This is a genomic window from Streptomyces sp. NPDC048254 (assembly GCF_043201895.1).
Classification (GTDB): Bacteria; Actinomycetota; Actinomycetes; order Streptomycetales; family Streptomycetaceae; genus Streptomyces.
The window spans coordinates 47,659-67,216 of record NZ_JBICZJ010000036.1; the positions used below are offsets into that span (position 1 = coordinate 47,659).

The 19,558-nt window shown below is 69.4% G+C and carries 17 protein-coding genes and 1 pseudogene; 5 read left to right on the top strand and 13 right to left on the bottom strand.

Features of this window, described 5'->3' with window-relative positions:
* Positions 1-665 precede the first annotated feature (665 nt).
* From ACGFZQ_RS50720 to ACGFZQ_RS50740, 5 genes are all read left to right on the top strand, one after another.
* Positions 666-1,148: a hypothetical protein gene (locus ACGFZQ_RS50720; protein ID WP_393846280.1), complete on the top strand. Its 483-nt coding sequence runs from the start codon at positions 666-668 to the stop codon at positions 1,146-1,148.
* Between the two features lie 501 nt (positions 1,149-1,649).
* On the top strand, positions 1,650-3,143 hold the full coding sequence (gene ltrA / locus ACGFZQ_RS50725; protein WP_393846281.1) for a group II intron reverse transcriptase/maturase: 1,494 nt from the start codon (positions 1,650-1,652) through the stop codon (positions 3,141-3,143).
* A gap of 168 nt (positions 3,144-3,311) precedes the next feature.
* On the top strand, positions 3,312-3,962 hold the full coding sequence (locus ACGFZQ_RS50730) for a tyrosine-type recombinase/integrase (protein ID WP_393846282.1): 651 nt from the start codon (positions 3,312-3,314) through the stop codon (positions 3,960-3,962).
* Between the two features lie 9 nt (positions 3,963-3,971).
* Positions 3,972-4,310 (top strand): helix-turn-helix domain-containing protein, encoded by a 339-nt coding sequence (locus tag ACGFZQ_RS50735; protein ID WP_393846283.1) that lies wholly within the window; start codon positions 3,972-3,974, stop codon positions 4,308-4,310.
* A 9-nt stretch (positions 4,311-4,319) separates the two neighbouring features.
* Positions 4,320-6,845, top strand: coding sequence for a hypothetical protein (locus ACGFZQ_RS50740; RefSeq protein ID WP_393846284.1), 2,526 nt, complete (start codon positions 4,320-4,322; stop codon positions 6,843-6,845).
* 184 nt (positions 6,846-7,029) lie between these two features.
* On the opposite strand, the gene ACGFZQ_RS50745 is transcribed toward ACGFZQ_RS50740, so the two are convergent.
* From ACGFZQ_RS50745 to ACGFZQ_RS50805, 13 genes and pseudogenes are all read right to left on the bottom strand, one after another.
* A complete protein-coding gene (locus ACGFZQ_RS50745; RefSeq protein WP_393846285.1) occupies positions 7,030-7,821 on the bottom strand; it encodes a GntR family transcriptional regulator in 792 nt (263 codons plus the stop codon).
* A 101-nt stretch (positions 7,822-7,922) separates the two neighbouring features.
* A complete protein-coding gene (locus ACGFZQ_RS50750; protein WP_393846286.1) occupies positions 7,923-9,104 on the bottom strand; it encodes an NUDIX domain-containing protein in 1,182 nt (393 codons plus the stop codon).
* Positions 9,105-9,534: 430 nt separating this feature from the next.
* Entirely contained in the window at positions 9,535-9,921 is a 387-nt protein-coding gene (locus ACGFZQ_RS50755) for an alcohol dehydrogenase catalytic domain-containing protein (protein ID WP_393846287.1), read from the bottom strand.
* A gap of 55 nt (positions 9,922-9,976) precedes the next feature.
* The gene (locus ACGFZQ_RS50760) at positions 9,977-11,122 is read right to left on the bottom strand and encodes a hypothetical protein (RefSeq protein WP_393846288.1); all 1,146 of its coding nucleotides are present in this window, start codon (positions 11,120-11,122) and stop codon (positions 9,977-9,979) included.
* 4 nt (positions 11,123-11,126) lie between these two features.
* The gene (fxlM, locus tag ACGFZQ_RS50765; protein WP_393846289.1) at positions 11,127-13,172 is read right to left on the bottom strand and encodes a methyltransferase, FxLD system; all 2,046 of its coding nucleotides are present in this window, start codon (positions 13,170-13,172) and stop codon (positions 11,127-11,129) included.
* Positions 13,173-13,211: 39 nt separating this feature from the next.
* Positions 13,212-13,967, bottom strand: coding sequence for a lanthionine synthetase LanC family protein (locus ACGFZQ_RS50770; protein WP_393846297.1), 756 nt, complete (start codon positions 13,965-13,967; stop codon positions 13,212-13,214).
* Positions 13,855-14,280, bottom strand: a complete 426-nt coding sequence (locus tag ACGFZQ_RS50775) for a hypothetical protein (RefSeq protein ID WP_393846290.1) — start codon at positions 14,278-14,280, stop codon at positions 13,855-13,857. The genes ACGFZQ_RS50770 and ACGFZQ_RS50775 overlap by 113 nt, the downstream gene beginning before the upstream one ends.
* Positions 14,277-16,316: a lantibiotic dehydratase family protein gene (locus ACGFZQ_RS50780; protein WP_393846291.1), complete on the bottom strand. Its 2,040-nt coding sequence runs from the start codon at positions 16,314-16,316 to the stop codon at positions 14,277-14,279. Before ACGFZQ_RS50780 ends, ACGFZQ_RS50775 begins: the two co-directional genes overlap by 4 nt.
* Before the next feature lie 81 nt (positions 16,317-16,397).
* Positions 16,398-16,586 carry an FxLD family lanthipeptide gene (locus ACGFZQ_RS50785; RefSeq protein ID WP_393846292.1) on the bottom strand — a complete coding sequence of 63 codons (189 nt, stop codon included), beginning with the start codon at positions 16,584-16,586 and terminating at the stop codon, positions 16,398-16,400.
* Positions 16,587-16,741: 155 nt separating this feature from the next.
* Entirely contained in the window at positions 16,742-17,317 is a 576-nt protein-coding gene (locus ACGFZQ_RS50790) for a DUF6624 domain-containing protein (protein ID WP_393846293.1), read from the bottom strand.
* The gene (locus ACGFZQ_RS50795) at positions 17,314-17,877 is read right to left on the bottom strand and encodes a hypothetical protein (protein ID WP_393846298.1); all 564 of its coding nucleotides are present in this window, start codon (positions 17,875-17,877) and stop codon (positions 17,314-17,316) included. Before ACGFZQ_RS50795 ends, ACGFZQ_RS50790 begins: the two co-directional genes overlap by 4 nt.
* Before the next feature lie 83 nt (positions 17,878-17,960).
* Positions 17,961-18,443, bottom strand: a complete 483-nt coding sequence (locus tag ACGFZQ_RS50800; RefSeq protein WP_393846294.1) for a LuxR C-terminal-related transcriptional regulator — start codon at positions 18,441-18,443, stop codon at positions 17,961-17,963.
* 25 nt (positions 18,444-18,468) lie between these two features.
* Positions 18,469-19,470: pseudogene (locus ACGFZQ_RS50805) on the bottom strand (cytochrome P450); the annotation flags it as partial.
* Between the last annotated feature and the right edge of the window lie 88 nt (positions 19,471-19,558).

Here is a 19,558-nt window from a genome sequence, read left to right on the forward strand (position 1 = left end):
GACAACGAGTGGGCCACCGCTTTCGAACACGCGTGTTTGAGTCGCGTCTGTGCCGTGGAAATTCCGGGGCACGTAGGTCGCACACCCCGGCGTTGCGGGACCGGCGGGGGCGTCGGCCGTGGCCGAATCGCCGCGAACCGATGCTCCCGTGGCCCACGAGACGCCGGGCGCGACGTCGGACTCCGGCGGCGTCGGCGGAGAGCGCGGTTCGTGCACGGGGCGGCGGCACGGGCGCCCGTGCCCAGAGCGTGCGGTGTTGCCGAGACTCTTTGCTGTGCCTCGTCCCTGTCATAAGGCGGTGCTCAGCATCTGCTGCACCGCGGGGCGGCTGAAGTGGGCGATGACGAGAGCGTGGTCGGTCAGCCGTCGTACGTCTTTGGTGGCGATGACCTCGACGCGTAGGAGCGCTCGATTCCAGTCGGAGTACCGAGGACCCAGTCGATGCGCTGTGGAGGGCCCTGGTCCGTGCGTCGCAGGCTGCTGAACCGCGGGGAATTGCGTCTGATGCACGACGAGTAGGCCGTCATACCGGTTGATCTGCGGCATCGTGCCTGACGCTCCCACGAGGCGACTGAGGGGCTGACCTGGCTCGTTGCACTGACGCGTTCATCTGATGCATGATTCGCGCACCTGACACATAGGAGGCGTGTGTGTCTACAACGGGTTTGAGTGAGGCGTCCGCCCGGCTGGTGCTGCTGGACGGGGTCGCTCTGCTGCATCCCGAAGGCTCGGTCTTCGAAGCCATGTTGGAGGGCTGGGCTCGTCAGCAGCGTGGCGGTCGGCGCCTTCAGACCAAGACGGTCCGGGGCCGGATGAACGTGGTTCGCCGGTTCGGCGAGTTCACCGACGGCTACCCCTGGCAGTGGTCGGCTGCGGACGTCGATGAGTGGATGACGTACCTGACAACCGAGTTGAAGCGGGCCCCTTCGACGATCCGCAGCTATCAGACGGCGTTGCGGCTGTTCTGCGACTACACCACGTCTCCTCACTATCAGTGGCCGGCAGAGTGCGAGGCCCGGTTCGGGACGCATCCGGTCCAGGTGTGTCATGAGTGGAAGTGCGCCACGAGGCGCTGTTTGCCCGGATGGGGGTGGGAGACCCCATCGGTTCGCCGTCGTAGCGGCGGACTGAAGCTGGAGGCAGCCTGAGCCGGGGATCGCCGGTGAGGGTGGGAGTAGCCTCGACGAAGTCGCGTCGGCCTGGCACTGCCGGATGGGCCGGGCGCGGTGAGCGAGACGAGAAGGTATACGCGAGGAACCGGTGTTGTTACGCCTCTTGACGTGGAACCAGCTCAAATCCGGCGGATATGGGCTGGGTGGCGGTGCGCACCCGCTCCCCCTGGGGAGCGGGGAACTCTCTGTCTGGGTCTTTTCAGTCTGGGGCAGGAGGCCGCGGTGAAGGACTACGGCGTAGTCGCGGCGATACCGCAGGGGCAGAGCCGGGTGCCTAACTCGTCGACCGGACAGCAGTGAACGTGGGAACCGTCCGTGTACGTTCCCCGGCCCCCTCTCAGCCAGAGGGACGGGCGCGGGGATAGGTGCGATGCCGACCGAAGGCGCGGGCGGGGCGGAGCCGCCGTAGTACTCCGAGGCCGGTAGGGCCGGCCGCATGGGGAAGGGCGGCAGCAAGTCAGTCAGGGAGGGAAAGCAATGTCCGAAGAAGCGCCGGTGAACACCGGCGCCGTGGTGTGGCCGGATTCTGATTCGGCGGCACTCGCGGTACGGAGGATGCAGACCAAACTGCACCACTGGGCGGGGGTGGATGCCTCTCGCCGTTTCAGTGACCTGTACAACCTCGTCTACGACCCGGCATTTCTGGTCCACGCGTGGGAACGCGTCGCCTCCAACGCCGGGGCGCGGACCCCGGGGATCGACCGGGCCACCGTGGCCCGGATTGAGACCTGGGTCGGGGTGGAGGAGTTCCTGGGCCATATTCGCGACGCGCTGAAGTCGGGCCATTTCCGGCCGGTGGAGGTGCGGCAGGTGATGATCCCGAAGGGGACCGGTGGGAAGCTCAGAAAGTTGGGCATCCCCACCGTTGCCGACCGCGTGGTCCAGGCGACCCTGAAAGCGGTGCTCGAACCCATCTTCGAGACGGACTTCATGCCGTGCTCGTACGGGTTTCGCCCCAACCGGCGTGCGCACGACGCTATTGCCGAGATCCATTACTGGGCGTCCAAACCGAGGAATTACCAATGGACGCTGGAGGCCGACATCGAAGCCTGTTTCGATGAAATTTCGCATACGGGTTTGATGGACCGGCTCCGTGTGAGGATCAACGACAAGCGGGTGTGTGCTCTGGTCAAGGCGTTCCTGAAGTCCGGGGTCATGACGGCTTCGGGCGATCGGGAGGAGACGCTGACGGGCACCCCTCAAGGCGGGATTCTCTCGCCGTTGCTGGCGAATATCGCCCTGTCGGAGCTGGACGAGCATTTCGACCGGCAGTGGCAGCAGGAGATGGGAAGCCAGTGGCAGCGCACCAAGCGCAGACGCAACGGCCAGGGGCTGTGGAAGCTCGTCCGTTTCGCGGACGACTTCGTGCTCATGGTGGCTGGTGAACGCCATCATGCCGAGGCTCTGCGGGAGGAGGTGGCGGCCGTGCTGGCCCCGATGGGGCTGCGGCTGTCGCCGGAGAAGACCCGGGTGGTCCATATAGATGAGGGCTTTGATTTCCTCGGCTTTCACATCCGCAGGAAGCGGAAGCGGGGAACGCAGAAGCACTTCGTCTACACCATGCCGTCCAGGAAGGCCGTGCAATCGGTCAAGAACAAGGTGAAGGCGAAGACATACAGGTCGACCCGCCATATGGAGCTGGATGAGCTGCTCGGCAGCCTCAACCGGCAACTGCGCGGGTGGGCGAACTATTTCCGGCATGCGGCGTCGAAGAGCGCGTTTAACGCGATCGACTCCCTGGCCTGGGGACGGATCATGCGATGGATCCGCCATAAGTACAGGCAGGGACGCCGTGGGTTGGGAATGAACGAGCTGCGCCGTCGCTTCTGCGATCGCGGCTGGCGGTTCGCCCATAACGGGGTGGTGTTCACCGGCGCATCCAGCGTCTCGGTGGTCCGTTACCGCTATCGCGGCAACAAGATCCCCACCCCGTGGCCCCTGAGACCGGCAGCCCCCGTCACCGAGGGCTGACCAGTGGGCAAGGCATGGGGAGCGCCCGATGCACGGAGACGCGCACGTCGGGTGCGGGAAGGCGGCCCAGGGAGACGGGCCGGTGGCGACACCGATACCGCGCCCTGGGCCGACCTCACTACCGCTGCTCACCTGGTCGATTACGAGGGCGAGCCAGAGCGTCGGCCGATGACCCGCGAGGAGATCCAGGTCTTCCTCGACCATGCCGATGCCCAGGTCGACCGCGCCATTCGGCTTGGCCGCAAGGGCGCGCTGGCGGCCTATCGGGACGCCACGGTGTTCAAGGTGATCTACGGCTGGGGACTGCGGTGTTCGGAGGCGGCGAAGCTTGAGGTCACGGACTTCTACCGCAACGCCAAAGCGCCTGAGCTGGGACGGTTCGGATCGTTGCACGTCCGCTTCGGCAAGCGGACGAAGGGATCTCCTCCGCGGCGCCGGACGGTGCTGAGCGTGATGCCGTGGGCGGTGGAGGCGGTCGAGGACTACCTGGTGAACATCCGTCCCCGCTACGCGGCCACGGGTGAGAGGCCGTCGCTGTGGCTGACCGAGCGGGGCGGCAGGCTGCAGGCGCGGGAGATCGAGGACCGCTTCGCCAGTTACCGTGATGCGCTCGGGCTGGACGAGGAGTTGGTGCCGCACTGCCTGCGACACAGCCACGTCACGCACCAGATCGAGGACGGCGCCGACCCGGCATTCGTACAGCGCCAGGTCGGGCACCGTTACCCGTCGACGACCGCCATCTACACCGGTGTCAGCGGGGACTTCATGAACACGATGATGCGCAAGGTCTTGGACCGTGCTCTGGACAGCGGACAGTAGGGAGTGAGCGTGACGGCGAAGCTGGCCTACCGCTGGCATCTGCGGGAGGTGATGGCCACCCGGGGCATGTTCTCCACCACGGATCTTCGGCCTCTCCTCGCACAGCGGGGCATTGACCTGTCGCCGAGCCAGACCTACCGTCTGGTGGTCGAGCGACCTGAACGGCTCAGTCTGAAGACGCTCATGGCTCTGCTGGACATCCTCGGCTGCACGATGGAGGAGCTCATCGAGCCCGTGGCCGAGGCTGCGGCCCGCGGACGCAAGACCGCCGCGGCCGGCGACGGCGATGGAACGGAGCCGGGAGTCGGGAGCTTCAGGCCCCGGCGGGCACGCATCGTCCCGGAGTAGGACGCTGGTATGGCTGAGCAGTTGCTGCCCCGGTTCGCTGTTGATCCCGAGGCGGTCATCATCGAGGCGGTGACGGCGGTTGAGCCGGAGCTGTCGGCCGCGGTCGTGGAACGGGTGCTCCTGGCGACCGTGAGGCAGCGCCCCGCGCGCCGGGAACTGGCCAAGACGCTGTACCTCGATCCCGGTCTGCTCACCTCCGGTCGCCCCGAGGGACCCCGCAGCGTCGAACACCTCATCCGCGCCCTGCGCCAGGAAGGCGCCACACAGCTGGAACTGCCTCAGTGCGCCTCGTGCCACCGGCAGCTCCCGTTGCCGGGGCTGGACGGCAGACAGCGGATCTGCGTCTCCTGCAACACACGCCGCACCAACGCGGCCAACCCCTGCGCGGTCTGCGGCCGTCAGCAGATCGCGAGCCGTGACCGGGAAGGCCGGCCACGCTGCACCGAGCATCCCGATGGTGACGGTGACCCCCTGGTCGCTCTCACCGGCGCCCTGGCCGCGTCCCTGCCGGACTCCATGCCGCACGCAGTGGTCGCCGCAGCTGTACGCCAGGCCGAGCGCACGGGAAACGGTCAGCGACGTCTGCTGTGGGCGCTGGAAGACGTCCCCGCTCTGCTGACCGGCGACGGTGCCAAAGGCCCGCCGAGGACAACCGCGCTGATCAAGGCGCTGCAGCAGCACGGTGCTGCCGGCCTGGTGGTACCGCCCTGCCCGTTCTGTGACCGTCTCGTTGCGCTCACCATGGTCCGCGACCGACTGCGCTGCTGCCGAAAGTGCTGGCGAGCCGTCCACACCGAGATCTGCTCGCGCTGCGAGCGCAACAGGCCGGTGGACGACCGGACCTTCGACGGACAGCCCCTGTGCGGAGGATGCCGTCAGGCCGAGCCCTTCAACCGCATACCGTGCGCCCGCTGCGGAGCCAGGCGGATGAAGACCCGCCTGGAGCACGGCATCGAGGGCTGGCTGTGCGCGAATTGCCGGCAGTGGCCGATCACCACGTGCGAGGCGTGCGGCACCGTCGGCCCCTGCCGGTTCACCGTCAGCGGCAAAGCTAGGTGCCCCATCTGTTACATCGCGTCCAAAGGCCGGGACATCTGCGCGCGGTGCGGCGCCGAGCGCAAGGTCCGCTTCCGCACCGACGGCGGAGACGCGCTCTGCGGTCACTGCGGTGAACAACGCCAGCCCTGCGCCACCTGCGGCAAGACCTACCGCCTCTACGGCCGGGCCCCGGACGGCCGTCCACTGTGCCAGACTTGCTGGCCCAAACACCCCACCGCCCGCAGAGCCTGCACCCGGTGTGGGACTGTGGCGCCCCACCACCACCGCGGCATGTGTGCTGCCTGCGCCGCCCGCCACGGTCTTACGAAACTGCTCGGCGGCCCGAGTGGAATCGTCCGGGCAGAACTGGAGCCAGTCCTTCACGCCCTCCTGCGGACCCCGCCGCACACCCTGCTGCGCTGGATCTACAAATGGCCGGCCCGCCGCAGGCTCCTGCACCACCTCGTCGACATGACGGGGCCCGTCACCCATGACGCTCTCGACCGTCTGCCGGCCAGCCCATCGGTGCATCACCTGCGTGCCGTCCTCGTCGCGGGCGCCGTGCTGCCCGAACGCGACGAGCACCTCGCCGGGCTGGAGCTGTGGTTGCCCAGGAACCTGGCCCGCATCGACGCAGCCGGCGAACGCAAGATCGTACGCAGCTTCGCCACGTGGCATCACCTGCGGCGACTGCGACGCCAGCCGGATGGCCGGCACATCTCCAGCCACCAGGCCGACGCCGTCCGTCATGAAATCCGCTGCGTCATGCGCTACGTCCAATGGCTCCACGACAACGGCACCACCCTGGCCGACTGCACGCAGGACCACTTCGACGCCTGGACCGACCAGAACCCGGCACAGATGACAGCCGTCGCCACCTTCATCGGATGGACCAACCGCAACGGCCATACCCAGCAGCTCAACGCACCCACCCGGACCAGCGACTTCACGGTCCAGGTCATCGCCCAGGACCAGCGATGGGCCCTGGTCCGACGCCTCCTGCACAACGACGAAGTCGACGTAGTCCTGCGCGCAGCAGGACTGCTTCTGCTGCTCTTCGCCCAGCCCACCAGCCGCATCACCCAGCTGACCACCGAGCACGTCACTGACGACGGAACCAAGGTCACACTCCGTCTCGGTCGTACCCCCATCGACCTGCCCAGCCCACTCGACGACCTGGTCCGACGCCTTGTACGCCGCCGTCGCGGCCAGGCTGCCGCCGCGACCACCAAGGAATCGAAGTGGCTCTTTCCCGGCGGTTACCCCGGCCGGCCACTCACCTCGCAGCAACCCGGCCACCGACTCAGCGCCATCGGCATCCGCCCACGCGTGGCCCGCACCGCCACCCTCATGGACCTCGCCTCCGAACTCCCGCCCGTCGTCCTCAGCCGCCTGCTCGGCTTCCACCAGAACACCGCGGACGCATGGCACCGCGAAGCCACCGGCTTCGGCGCCGAATACGCCGCCGACCTCACCCGCCGCACACGCAAGCGTTGAAACATCATGGACACGGGATGACACCAGCAGGCAGGCATTTCGTACTTCCTGATAGCCTGGGTTGCCGATATCGCCACTCGATCGAGCTACGCGTAACTTTTTGCCAGTCACGGATATTCCATCTTTCTCATTCGATGGATCCAAACATCTGCAGGAGCAAGACACTCGCGCACGGCAGAAGCAGCTATAAAAGCAGAGGGCTTTGTATCGCAGTTTGCGTAGCCCAGCCTGTTCTTATGCGCTCGCGGAGCGTTTTGATGCTCACCTGGCAGCGAGAGTCTTCAGTCCACTCTTTGAGCGTCTTCTCTTCGCCGAACGCCGCATACTTTTTCGCGCCTTCGGACTTAGGTGATTCAAGGGCCCTCTTCAGATCCCACCCGTAAATGATGACCCTTGTTTTCAGTACGTCGAAAGTGACGACGCATCGGGGGTCCTTGGACCAAGCGTGCAGAGATTTGCTTTCCCCGCAGGCCGAGATTGGCTCACCGCGTTCGCGGCTGGCCGGAGAGCATTCCAGTAGGGCATCCAGGTTGAGCTGCCGGACCCGGTCCGTGACGAAGGTCCCTGTGTTGCCCACGGCTTCAAGGATGTTCGCTTCCTTAAGCGCGCGCAGACCCGATCTTACGGTGGCCACGGAAACACCGAACTCCTCGGCCAGGCAGCTTAGTGACGGGAAAAGGCTCCCGGGCCTGTATACGTCATCCGCGAGACGTCCTCTGACGGCCTTCTCGATGAAGTGGGCATGACTCCGTCGTTCCTCGCCGGGCGGGCTCCAGCTTTCCCCAGTGAGGAGGACGACGCGTGTGCCGATATGCGGTCGGGCCTCGACCACCTTTTCGTACCTCAGGAGTTGCATCGCGTATCCCACAGCCCTGATCCGAACGCCAAATTCTTCCGAAACCTGCGGCCATGTGAAGACATGGCCCGGCGGCCACTCTCCCTGTTTGACACGGTGAGTCACGGAGGCGTGAACCACTCGGGCTCCTGCCTTCAAAAGGGCGTCAGGATTCGGCCTTGCGGGACGGGACGGACCATTCGAATGCATCTGATCGTGGGCTTCTTTCCGATGTGGAGGAATCAGACCATCTGGCCTTCGACGCGATAACCACGGCGACTGGGGTCGGCGAGGGCAGCCAGTGCCTCTTGGATGCGCCGCTTCTGGTAAGGCTTGCAGAATTCGCCGAGCTGTTGCGGTGAGACGAAAGCCCAGTCGACCAGTTCGGGTTCGGTCCCCGGCCGCGCGGCGGGAAGCACGATGACGGTGTCGCCGGGGACGATGCCACCGTCGAAGACAAGATTGATGCCTTCCACTGCGCCCAGAGCCGGGTTTGCCGGTACGTAGTCCGTGATGAGCAGGTCCCCCGGGCGGAGGCCGGTCAGCCCTGTCTCCTCGACGCCTTCACGGCGAGCTGCCAGGTGCGGCATCTCGTTAGGTAAAGCGCCGCCGCCGGGGAGCTGCCAGCCGTCCTTGTAGCTGGGCTTGACCAGGAGGACGTGGCCAGCAGCGTCGCGAATCAGGAGCAGAGCCCCGAGACGTCGCTCCCCAGGATGGGTGCAGTCAGTGTCGACGTGAGCCATCGGCATGTCCCTTCTCGTGCATGGGTCTTCGCGGTCGGATAGTTCTTGGTCGAATGCCCGCGCGACGGATCTGCCGGGGATTTCGAGCGGGAACCCGCAGTCACGCGCGTGCGCCCGCCGTCGCAGAGCCCAGGGAGCCGCGCGCACGTCGGACGGTCTGGCCTCGTGCCATTCTGGATTGGGGGCACGTGTCGGCAGTGTTGCTTCCTTGCCCGAGCGGCTGCAGACGATCGCGCCTTGCGGTGATACCCGTGGCCTCGCTGGCGGATAGCCATTGCGCAGCTTCTGATAGCCCGGGTTACCGATAGTGGCGGCCAGGGCGTCCTTCTGCTGCAGCACGGTGCCCATGTAGTGGGCGAGGTCGGTGAAGACCGCTTGCGGGCCGCCGGTGAGGATCTCGCTCGGCTGGGTGTCGGAGACTCGTTTGCCGTCCCGCTCGATGGTGCGCTGCTGGAAGTGAACCGGGTCTTCGACCTTGGCCCAGTCGAGGAGTTCGGTGGTCTCGTCCGCCGTGCGGTGAGGGTAGCTGTTGGCGTCCATGCCGATCAGGGCGGTGCGGCCGTGGTCGGCGAGTGTGGTGAGCCTGCGGGCCTCCGTGGCACGCAGGGAGGGATCGAAGTGGCACAGATGACCCGATGCCAGCTCGATCAGCCTGGCAGCCCCGTAGGCGGACCCGCACATGGAAGGTCCGCTTCCAGGGAAGGTCGTGTTCGGTGTGGGCTTCGATCTGGAAGAGGCGGGGATCGACCGTCACCCCGGTCGGATTGCGGCTGCGACCCTCGCTCGGCTCGGCCATGACAGGGAACAGCCCGCCGAGAGCCTTCGTCTCCGCGAAGAGGTCGCGCCTACCGTGCTCCCAGGCGCCGGTCAGCTCCTGTCGGAACACGATGTGCGGCTTGTAGGCGGCCAGGATGCGGTTCGACAGGCCGCCGTCGCCGCGGGCGTTGTGCTCTTTGTTCCAGGACGTCACGCACAGCGTGTCACTGTTGATTGTCACGAGAGCTCCTTTGGCTGGTCCTGGACGGCTGTCGGTGCAGCGGGGTCGGGATGGCGGCGACGGTGGAGCCCGGAGTGGGACGGTTGGCGTTGAAGACGGTGGCCAGCCCGGTCGTCAGACAGCACGAGAGCAGTGCTCCGGCTTCGAAGGAGATGCCGTCGGGCAGGGGGATGAGCGCGTGCGTGTCAACGACCATGAGGTCGGCGAAGGCCGAGACGCCCAGGTACTGGCGGATCGGTTCGTCGCCCAGCCGCATCCGCTGTTGCTGGCGCTGCTTGGCCGACGGGTCGGTGCAGTAGAGACCCGGTCCCCGGGTGCCTCGGTGGTGACGCCCCCACCGACGGCTGCGACGGTGCTGCTGGCCTTGTGTCCGAGGACGGTGGGGGGCGGGGTAGGAGAAGGCGCCGACGGCGAAGTGGAGGCCGGTGCCGCAGATCCCGGCGGCGGCGGTGCGCACCAGGGCCGGGCCCACAGGACGGTGGCCTGGCAGGTGATGGTCACGAGCCCTCTCCTTCTGTGGTCAGGTAGGGCGGGCTGTGATGCTGTGTTCGATCACTCATGTGGTTTGCGGTACTTCCGCCAGGGGACTGCCTGGTGCCGCCTTGTCGTCGTGCAGAAGTCGCTTCAGCTCGGCTTCGCCGAGGGCGACAGACTCCGACAGAGACCGCTGGTGATCCGCGGGCAGGGTGCCGGCACCGAGACCTGCGGCCCCGACCACCGAGCCGAGCGAAGATGCCCGCTTGGCGCTGAGGATGGCTCGGGCAGACGGGTCGTCCAGCACTTCACGCGCGGCGTAGGCATCGAGACGGGCCACTTCGGCGAGAGCTTCGAGGAGCGCGCTCGACTGCGGCCCGTTGGCGTTGAGTTCCAAAGCGGCCAGGCCCGCCCGGGTCTGGAACACGGCGGTCGAGGGCTCGGGATCGGCCAGGAGCGAGGCGGCTGCGCGCTGGGCCTGGTTGAGGTCAGCCCTCGGCAGCCGTGCCTCGGCGGGGCGGCAGTGGACGCGCAGGAGCTGGCCGACGGCGGTCTCCCAGGGGGCCATGGGCTGGGTGGTGTCGATCAGGTCGCGGGCCTGCTCCTCCAGCCCCTGCTCCATGAGAGCCATGATCTTGATCTGGCGGCCGTCAAGGAGGCGGTTGCCGATGCCGCGGTGCTGGGCCATGGCGTCGGCCGCCTCAGTCCACCGGCCGGTGCGGGCGAGGGCGCGGGCACCGTCCACGAGCAGGGTGACGTACAGCTCCTGGCGCACCGTGCGGTGGTCCTCGTCCGTGCCGGTCAGAGCAGCCAGGTCGATGGTGCGGCCGTCGATGTCGGTCTTGTTCCGGTGTCGGGCAGCGTCGTTGAGGCAGAGCAACAAGCTGTAGGCGAGTGAGCCGTGGCCGGCGCGGGTCTGCAGCCGGGAGAGGTTGACCAGGGGCATCAGCGACATGACGGCGGCCCGGCCGCTGAGGCGTCCGGCGTCGGCGAAGACCTGGTGCTGGCGCCAGCACAGATCCTCGGCCAGGTCGGACAGGCCGACGTCGGAGGCGATGAGCGCGGCGTAGTTGAGGACCCCGCAGGCGCGGGCCACCAGGTCGTGGTGGCTCGCGCCTGCGGGCGCGACGGTCAGCCCGGTGAGGTGGTTGATGCGCTCTTCCAAGGGGAGCGCGGGCGCCTTGGTGCGGCGGACCAGGGGGATGCGGCTGGCTATCGCGGGGATCATCGGCTCAGCTCTTGCGCGCCCAGTCGACGACCAGTCGGCTGTAGGGCTTGTCGATGATGAAGCGCGGGTCGTCCGCCGTCAGCTGGTCGCGGGAGTCGGCGACGGCCATCCGGAAGCCCGGCTCGGGGGCGTCGTTGCCGCCGGTCGCGTCCCAGGCGCGGATCTCACTCACGACGCGTTCGGCGAGGTCGGCGCCGCCCTCGCCGTGGCCGATCACGCCGACCTCCCAGTACCGGCCCTTCTCATCCTCACCCTCGCGGATGGTCAGGTACGCGAGCGAACCGCCGTCGAGAGCGGCCATGGAGCCCCAGCCGAAGTGGGGGGTGAACCCGGGGCGCTGGCCCGGCAGGCGGGAGAGGCCGTTGGGCAGGACGGCGGCCAAGTACAGGTAGAGCCACTCCCACGCCGAGCCCTGCCGGAACTTCACCCCGGTGTAGAGCTTGGTCTGCTGCTGGTCGAGGACGGAGCGCAGGGCGTCGCGGTCGACGTCCTGCTCGCTGAAGGTCTCCAGACGCACGTTGCCTTCCCCGGCCATGGGCAAGAGGGTGTACACGTCGTCGCAGACGCCCTTGCGCAGGGGGACGAAGGTGGCCATCTCGCAGGAGACGGTCTTCCACGTGTCGCCGTCGCGTTCGAAAGCGAAGGAGCGGGAGACGCTGCCGCGGATGCGCATCGGCAGCACGAGTCGTCCGTTGGGGGCGAGCTGGTTGAGGATTTTCACGGGGACGTCGCCGGCGCCGACGGTGAAGATGATCCGGTCGTAGGGGGCGTGCTCGGGCAGCCCGGCTGCGCCGTCGGCCATGACCGCGGTGGCGTTGTCGACGCCGACCTCGTCGAGGTTCTTGTTCGCGCCAGCGACGAGGTCCTGGTCCACGTCGAGGGTCCACACCTGTCCGCCAGGGGAGACGATCTTGCCGAGGAGCGCGGCGTTGTAGCCGGTGGCGGCGCCGGCTTCCAGGACCTTGTGGCCGGGCTGGGCGCCGAGCTGTTCGAGCTGAGTGGCGACGATGGACGGCGCGGAGATACAGGAGATCATCTCTCCGTGCTCGTCGTGCTTGATCGGGACGGCGTCCTCCTTGTACGCGCTCTCCAGGTCGACGCCGGGCAGGAAGGCGTGCCGGTCGGTGGTGCGGAAGGCGTCGATGGCCGCCTGGCTGCGCAGGTGGCCGCTGTCGACGAGCCGCTGGGCGAGGGCTTCGCGCAGCTGGTTGGGGTCGGTTACGGGTGTCACGGTGGTCTCCATTCGAGGGAGGCTAGGGTCCGCCAGGACGGACTTGCGGGTAGACACGTCCGCTCCTTCTCCGGCGGAGAAGGCGACGTGACGGCCGAGCCACGCGGTGGCGGCCTGCGCGTCTGCAGGCACCCCGGCGCGGTTGAACGCGAAGATCGCGTGATGGGCGATGACGCCCCGGATTCCGCGTATCAGCCGGCCGTCGGCGGTGAGCCGACGCAGGCGGCGGCCGGCGTCCTCGAACGCGGCGACGCGCTCGCCCCAGCCTGCCTCCGCGTCGGGGCGCCGGGCGGCGTCCGCGTTCATCAGCCGCCGCATCGCGGCGACGGCTTGCTCCAGCGCGGGCCCCTGGGGCGGGGTGACGGGGGGCCGCAGGGCGGCCCACTGGGCGTACACGTCTCCGGCTTCGAACGGGTCCAGCCCGGCCTCGCGGATCATGGCGGACAGCAGCATCACGCTGCGCTCGCGGGCGCCGGGGGCGCCGGTCTCGGCGAGCGCGGCCGGGCTGTCGGCGCAGAACACGTCGTGCGCGACCTCCATGCCCTCGGAGCCGCCGAAGGCATGGGTCTCCGGCTCGTAGATCCCGCCCGTCCAGCCGGTGATCACGCGGTCGACGACGAGCTGGTCCAGCAGGCCGGTGGCGGGCTGTTCGGTGCGAAGGCGCACGCCGACGTCCTTGCGCAGGAAGTGGAAGCGGCGCCCGGCCAGCGCGGTCGCCAGGGCCCGGGCAGCGTCCGTGTGCGGGTCGGGGAAGGACACGGATGCGTGCCACCAGGACATGTCCGGAGGGATCGGCAGGTTCTCGTCGTCGAAGGCCATGGGCAGAAAACTCCTTGCGAGGCGGCGGGGAGAAGAAGGTCAGGCGAGCAGGAGGACGCGGGTCCAGCCGGTGGTGTCGGTGGCGTTCAGGGCGAGTTGGGCTCCTGCGCGGCCTTCCATGAATCCGGGTTTGGGCAGGTGCTCCCAGTCGGCGGCCAGCCGTCGGTGAAGGTCCTGGATGATCGGGGTGAAGCGTGCGGGTGCGGGGCTGTCGGCGGCGACCGCGCGGGTGAGGGCCAGCAGCCCGGCCCACCCGTGGCAGAGAGTCGAGTCGGTGATGCGGGCGAGCCGCAGCGGGTCGGTCAGGATGGTCTCGACGGTGTCCTCGGCCGCTTGGCGCCCTGCGGGGTCGCCGAGGGCGAGCGCGGCGAGCTGCTGGGCGCGGGCGATGCCGGGCTGGCCGTAGCACCAGGACTGGCGGGCCGGTTCCGCCTCGGGTGGCTGGTCGGCGTCCAGGTGTGCTGCGGTGGACCAGTAGTGGGCGCCGTGCCGGTCGAGCCAGGTGGCGAACGCGCCGACGGCTTCCTCCTGGCTGGGGACGCTGACTCCGGCGCGCAGGGCGAGGGAGAGCACGGCCACGGGCCCCGCGATGCCGTGGGCCATGCCGTTGTTGCCGTGCCCGCCGGCCATCTCCTTCCCGTCCGGGCCGACCGCCGACCACCACCCGGGCAGCATCCGGCCTTCACCACGGGCGGGGTGGGCGAGCGCGACGAGGCAGGCGAGCACGTCGGGCAGCCGGGGCGCGATCGGGCGGCGGGACAGCAGCAGGGCGGCGAGTCCGGTCAGGCCGCGGATGAGGTCCCATTCGGCGAGGTGGGGCAGCGCCGGCCGCCTGACGGCGGTGGGCGGCGGCGAGCCGGGCGTCCACGACGCGGTCGACGGCCGCGCGGACCTCGTCGCCGGCCCCGTGGGCGCGGGCCAGGACGAGCTCCAGGGCGGGTGCGCCGTGGAAGAGGCTGGCGTTGCTGCCGGTGCTCACCCCTCGGCCGGTGGCCTGGGCGAGGTGGCGGCGGGCGGTGGACAGGTCCCGGCGCTCGATGTCGAGCAGGGCCATCCCCAGGGCGCCCTCGGACAGGTCCTGCGTACGGGGCACGGTCGTCGTGGTCATGAGCGCCTGGCCAGGGGGACGACGATGCTGTGGGCCCGGCCGCCGATCCACCCGTCGGCGTCCGGCGGGGGCGCGTCGTGCAGGGTGGCGATGCCGAAAGGGCTGGCGTCCAGGTGCGCGCGCAGGAGGTCCAGGTCGACGTCCCGGGTGAGGTCGAGGGGCAGCTGCTGGTCGTCCTCGGCGAGCAGGACTCGCTCCGGCACCCGGAACCGGGCACGCCAGGCGTGGAGTTGGTCCGCCCACTGCTGGAGTGGGGCGGTGCGCGCGGGCAGCGTGCGGCTGCGGATCTTCCACCGGGCGGTGGTGAGGATGGTGCGCCGGTAGGTGAGGGCCGGGGTGAAGGGCAGGGTCCAGGCAGCGCCCCAGTCGAACCAGGTCACCTGCGGGGACGCGGCCCGGCTGATCTCGCCGAGGAAGCGGGCGATCGGCGGGGTGTAGTTGTTCCACAGGAAGTTGATGGCGGTGGGGGCCAGCAGCTCCAGCGGCTTGCCCGTCGCGGACTCCACCAGCTGGGGGCGGCCGTCGGCGACGGCGACCGACAGGTCGCGGGGGAAGAGGACGTGCGGTTCGGGGCGGCGGAATTCGCCGACGCTGACGATCCGGGGCAGGGCCTGGGGCGCGCGGGTGAGCAGGTCGGCCGGCACACGTCCGGCGTGGAAGGAGAGCTGCGCGAGTTCCGCCTCCGGATCGACGGTGGGCAGGCTCGCGTACGCCTCCTCGGCGCCGGGGAACAGGTGCCAGAACCGACCGGTCATCGATCCGGCCGAGCGGGAGACAGTGAGCACGCGCAGCCGGAAGTCGCCCCGGTCCAGGGCCGGAACAGAGGTGGCGTGGACCTGTGCTGCCAGTTCGAGGTGAGGCGCCAGGCCGTGGGGCTTGTCGCCGGCTGCTGCTTCCAGTTCCTCGATCATCGCCCCGGCCACCGCGACGGTGCGGCTGCCTTCGGCGGCGGCGGTTCCGGCCAGCTCCAGCAGCAGGCGGTCACGCCGGGACATCGGCCGGGGCGGTTCGCTCGCCGTGACGAACCCTGCAGGGAAGCCCACGCCCCGGTCGGGATCGGTGGCCACGTCCACCGGCACCGCGGTGTTCTCGCCGTAGCGCTCGGAGAACTGCTCGATCCACCGCCGCCAGGTCGGTGTCCCGGTCGGATGGGTGACCAGGCGGGCCAGGACGGTCGCGGCGGTCTCCACTTCGGTCAGCACCTGCTCGGGCAGCCGCACGTCGGCGTCCAGCCGCAGGTCGCACGCGGTCCGCAGGCCGGCTGCCTGAGCGCGCGCCGCGGGCGGCAAGACGTCGGTGGGGTCGGCGACGGTGGCGGGCGCGCGCAGCGAGGAGCGCAACAACCGCACCCGCAGCAGTTCATCGAGCAGCCGGTCGCGCGCGGTGCCGCTCACGGCGGGGAACTCCGCGGCCAGCTTGTCCGACAACTGGCGGTACCCGATCGGGGATCGGGCCAGGCCGAGTACGAGACGCAGTGCGGGGCTCAGAGCGAGACGGAACTCGGCGTCGCCCTCGGAGGGCACGTGGATGTGCTGGTCGCGCTGATAGATCAGGGTGTTGACGCAGACCTCGGCGTCGGCCATGCGCGCAGCGTCGCTCTCCCAGGCGCTGAGCACCTCATCGAGCCTGACCGGCTCGGGGCGGGTCACGGCCTGGTGCTCGTCGCCGATGCGAACGGTCGTGGTCTGGGCGAAGCCGAGCGGGGCGACGCCGACGAACAGGCCATAAGGGGTGGAGCGGCGGGCGTAGCGGATCGCGTAGCGGGCGGTGGACAGCGCCGCCCGCCGCATTCGGCGCACCTTCGGTGTGCGGCCGTCGATGATGGCCTGTACCTGGTGCGCAAGGTGAAGGCTCGCCTGCGACACGGTGTGGTGGAAGTCGGTGTCGGACCACACCGTGCTCAGCCACGCGCGCCACTCATCCACGGGCGCCGTGTTCGCCGGCCAGGGCGGCATGGCGGGTTCGGTCGTGTGGACCGCGGCGCGCAGCATGGCCTGCCCCGCCGCTTCGTACAGGCTGGGCCGGTGCCGTGTCATCAGGGCTCTCCTCATCTTCTGCGTGGCGGGCGGGCCGGACAGGGAGAGCCCCGCCCGGCCCGCATTGCCGGGTGATCCGGCTTACGAGGTGGTGCAGGCGCTCGGGCAGGAGCTGCCGCAGTTGTCACCCGTGCTGCACATCAGGACCGTCTCGGTCGCCGGCGTGCCCTCGATGAAGGCGATGTCGAGCCCGAACGGGTCGGTCTCGTCGGTGGTTGCCAGGTCCGACTGCACGGGGGCGGTCGGCCTCTCGGCCTGGATGGCGGTCATGCATGCCTCCTAGGAGTGATGGGATGGTGCGGGATGCCGAGGCCCGGTCGGGCCCCGGGGTCTGCTGCCGGACGGCGATGGGCGGCGAAGGCGCCTGAGGGTCGCGCGTCCGGAAGGGGGTGTCGTGCCGTCAGGCTGCTGCGGGCTGCGCTTCTTTACGCGGACCCCGCGAGGACGACGGTCGGGGTTTCATCGGCAGAGCCGTCAGGCGTGTACCGGCGGCGCACCGCCTTCAGAGCGACAGCGATCGGCGGCAGACCCACGGTGGCCCTGCGTGTGTCGACTGACTCCGGCGCGCGCAGCGGGCACAGTTCGATGCCGTCGGCGCGCAGCAGGAGCTGGGTGCCGTACTCCTGGTCGCGCCCGCTGGTGATGAGCGCGCGGTCGTGAAGGTGCGCCCAGTGGTGGACCAGCGCGTCGCCGGCCTGGACCGCACGTCCCAGCAGGGTGGTGGCGGCGCGCTGGAAGTCGGGTTCGTCGTCGCTGTGCAGGGCGATGCTCCACGCGGCACGGGCCGCGTCGGGGCCGACGAGGCGGTGCCCGGGCCAGTCGTGGTCGGCCAGGATGCGGCGCAGCACCTTGGTGTTGGCGTGGTCGGTGTGCCGGCCCTGTCCGAGTTGGACGGCGTCGAGCTGGTCGCGCACGCGCTTGGCCCGGTGCGCGGCCGATTCCGTGGCGCGGGCGATCAGCTCGCGGGCGAGGTCGGGCCGCTGCGGTTCGTCGGTTGTCACGCGTTGCTCCGATCATCCGGGGCCGGCTGAGGCGCGTGGACCTGGCAGCTGATCAGTGCGCGGAGCCCGGGGCGGTGCTCGGCGGGGAGTTCGAGGCGGGCGACTCGATCGCCGTCGCGTCCGGGGCCGGATCCGCACACGTCCCAGCCGGTGTCCGTGAGCCGACGCAGAAGGGCAGCGAGGGGCTCGGCTTCGAGGGCGTGGCGGGCCAGGGTCTCGGCCCGTACGACGTGGAGGTCGACTCGGGCGGCGAAGTCGGACGCCCACAGGGTGATCAGGCGGGTTATGTCGTCGGACTGGCCGGGCAGGGTGTGGACGCTTTGGAGGAAGAGGCACGGACTCTGGCCCCATCCGAGGTCGGGGTCGCGCTCGGGGATCATGCAGGCCAGCAGCCTCCCGTCCTCGAACAGCCCGGCGGACACGGTCTGCGCGTTGCGGAAGAGTGCCGGGATGTCGGCGCGGGCGGGTACGGGCAGGCCGTGCAGGCTGAGCCAGCGCTGGCGGTCCTGGACGAGGGCGGCGGCTTCCTCGCGCTCGGCTGCGGTGCGCAGCATGCGCATCTCGTAGATGGCGGTCGGCGGTGTCGGCGTGAACGGGACGGGGGCGGAGCGATCCTCGCTGGCTGTGGGGGTTGTGGGCCGGGTCACTGGCTTGCCCCGCTTCGCGTCGCGTGGGCGGCTTGCTCGGCCGGCAGCAACTCCCAGCTGTGCGCCAGCACCACCAGTGCGGTGGTGTCCTGTGCCCTTGTGGCAGCGAGGAGTTGGTCGAGGGCGGCGCGCAGGTCGGCCGGGGCGAGGTCGGCGGCGAGGGCGATGTCGCGGGGCAGGGTGTGCTCGGCGGCGGCCTTGAGCAGGCTGATCTGCTCGGGGCTGAGATCCGGAGCGGGCCGCGGCGGTGTGGGGGCGGTGATCTGCCCGGAGCCGAGGAGGCGGTGGGCGACGACGGCGAGGGAGCAGCGTTCGGGACAGGCCAGCTTCCAGCGCACGGCGCGCAGCGTGGAATGGACGGTGTTCGGCTTGAGCTGGGTGGCGGCTGCGATCTCGCGGGCGTCCAAGCCCTTGATCACGTGCTGGGCGATGCGCCGTTCGGACGGGGTGAGGGGCTGTGTTGGGGCGAGGGCGGTCATGGCAGGGTTCCTCGTTGAGGGCCGGTCAGTCGGTCGTGGGGCGCAGCAGGACGGGGACGCTGGTGTGTCCGTTGCTGATGAGGCTCGGCAGACGCTGTAGGTCCTCGCGCCGGGTGGCGAGCTGGGCGTCGGGGAAGCGCTCGAAGAACAGGCGCAGGACGGTGGCGACTTCAAGGCGGGCCAGCGGGGCACCGAGGCAGAAGTGGACGCCGTGCCCGAAGGCGAGGTGCTCCTTGCTGATCCGGGTGGCGTCGAACTGGTCGGCGTCCTGGTGCAGGCGGGGGTGCCGGTTGGCGGCGGCGTAGGAGGCGAGGACGGCGTCGCCGGATTGGATGGTCCGCCCGTCGGGGAGCGGGATGTCGGTGAGGGCGTAGCGCAGGGGCAGGTGCTTGACCGCGGGCTCGTGCCGCAAGGTCTCCTCGACGACGTCCTGCCAGGTGCACCGTCCGTCCCGGACGTGGGCGAGCTGGCGCGGGTCGGACAGCAGGGTGGCGAGGGCCTGGTCGATGACGTTGACGGTGGTCTCGTACCCGGCGCTGATCATCAGCAGGAGCGTGTCGCGCAGTTCGGCGTCGCTGAGGGTGGAACCGTCGCCTTCCTCGTCGCGGGTGGCGATCAGCAGCGAGGTCATGTCCTCGCCGGGCGTGGTCCGCCTGGTGGCGATGAGGGCGTCCAGCAGGCGGTAGAGGGCGGCGGCGTTGGCCGCCTGTCCCTTGGCGGTGAGGTGGGTGGCGAACACGTTGTCGACCACCGTGCGGAACTCGGCGCGCTGGTCGGTGGGGACGCCCATGAGCTGTCCGATGACGGCGATCGGCAGCGGGTAGGCGAGGTGCTCGCGCAGATCGACGCTGTCCCCGGCCGGGAGCGCGTCGAGGCCGTCGAGCAGGCCGGTGACCAGGGTCTCGATGCTCGTCTGGAGGGCGGCGGTGCGGCGGGCGGAGAGGGCGGGGGCGACCATGCGGCGCAGGCGGCTGTGGTTCGCGCCGTAGGCGGTGAACATGTTCTCCACCGCGACCCACAGTGTTAGGCGTCATTGAAAATGCCTACGAGTGCGGCACTTTGGGCAGCTTTGCGCCGACAAGATCGGTAAGCGTGCCTGCCGACGAAGAGGTGCA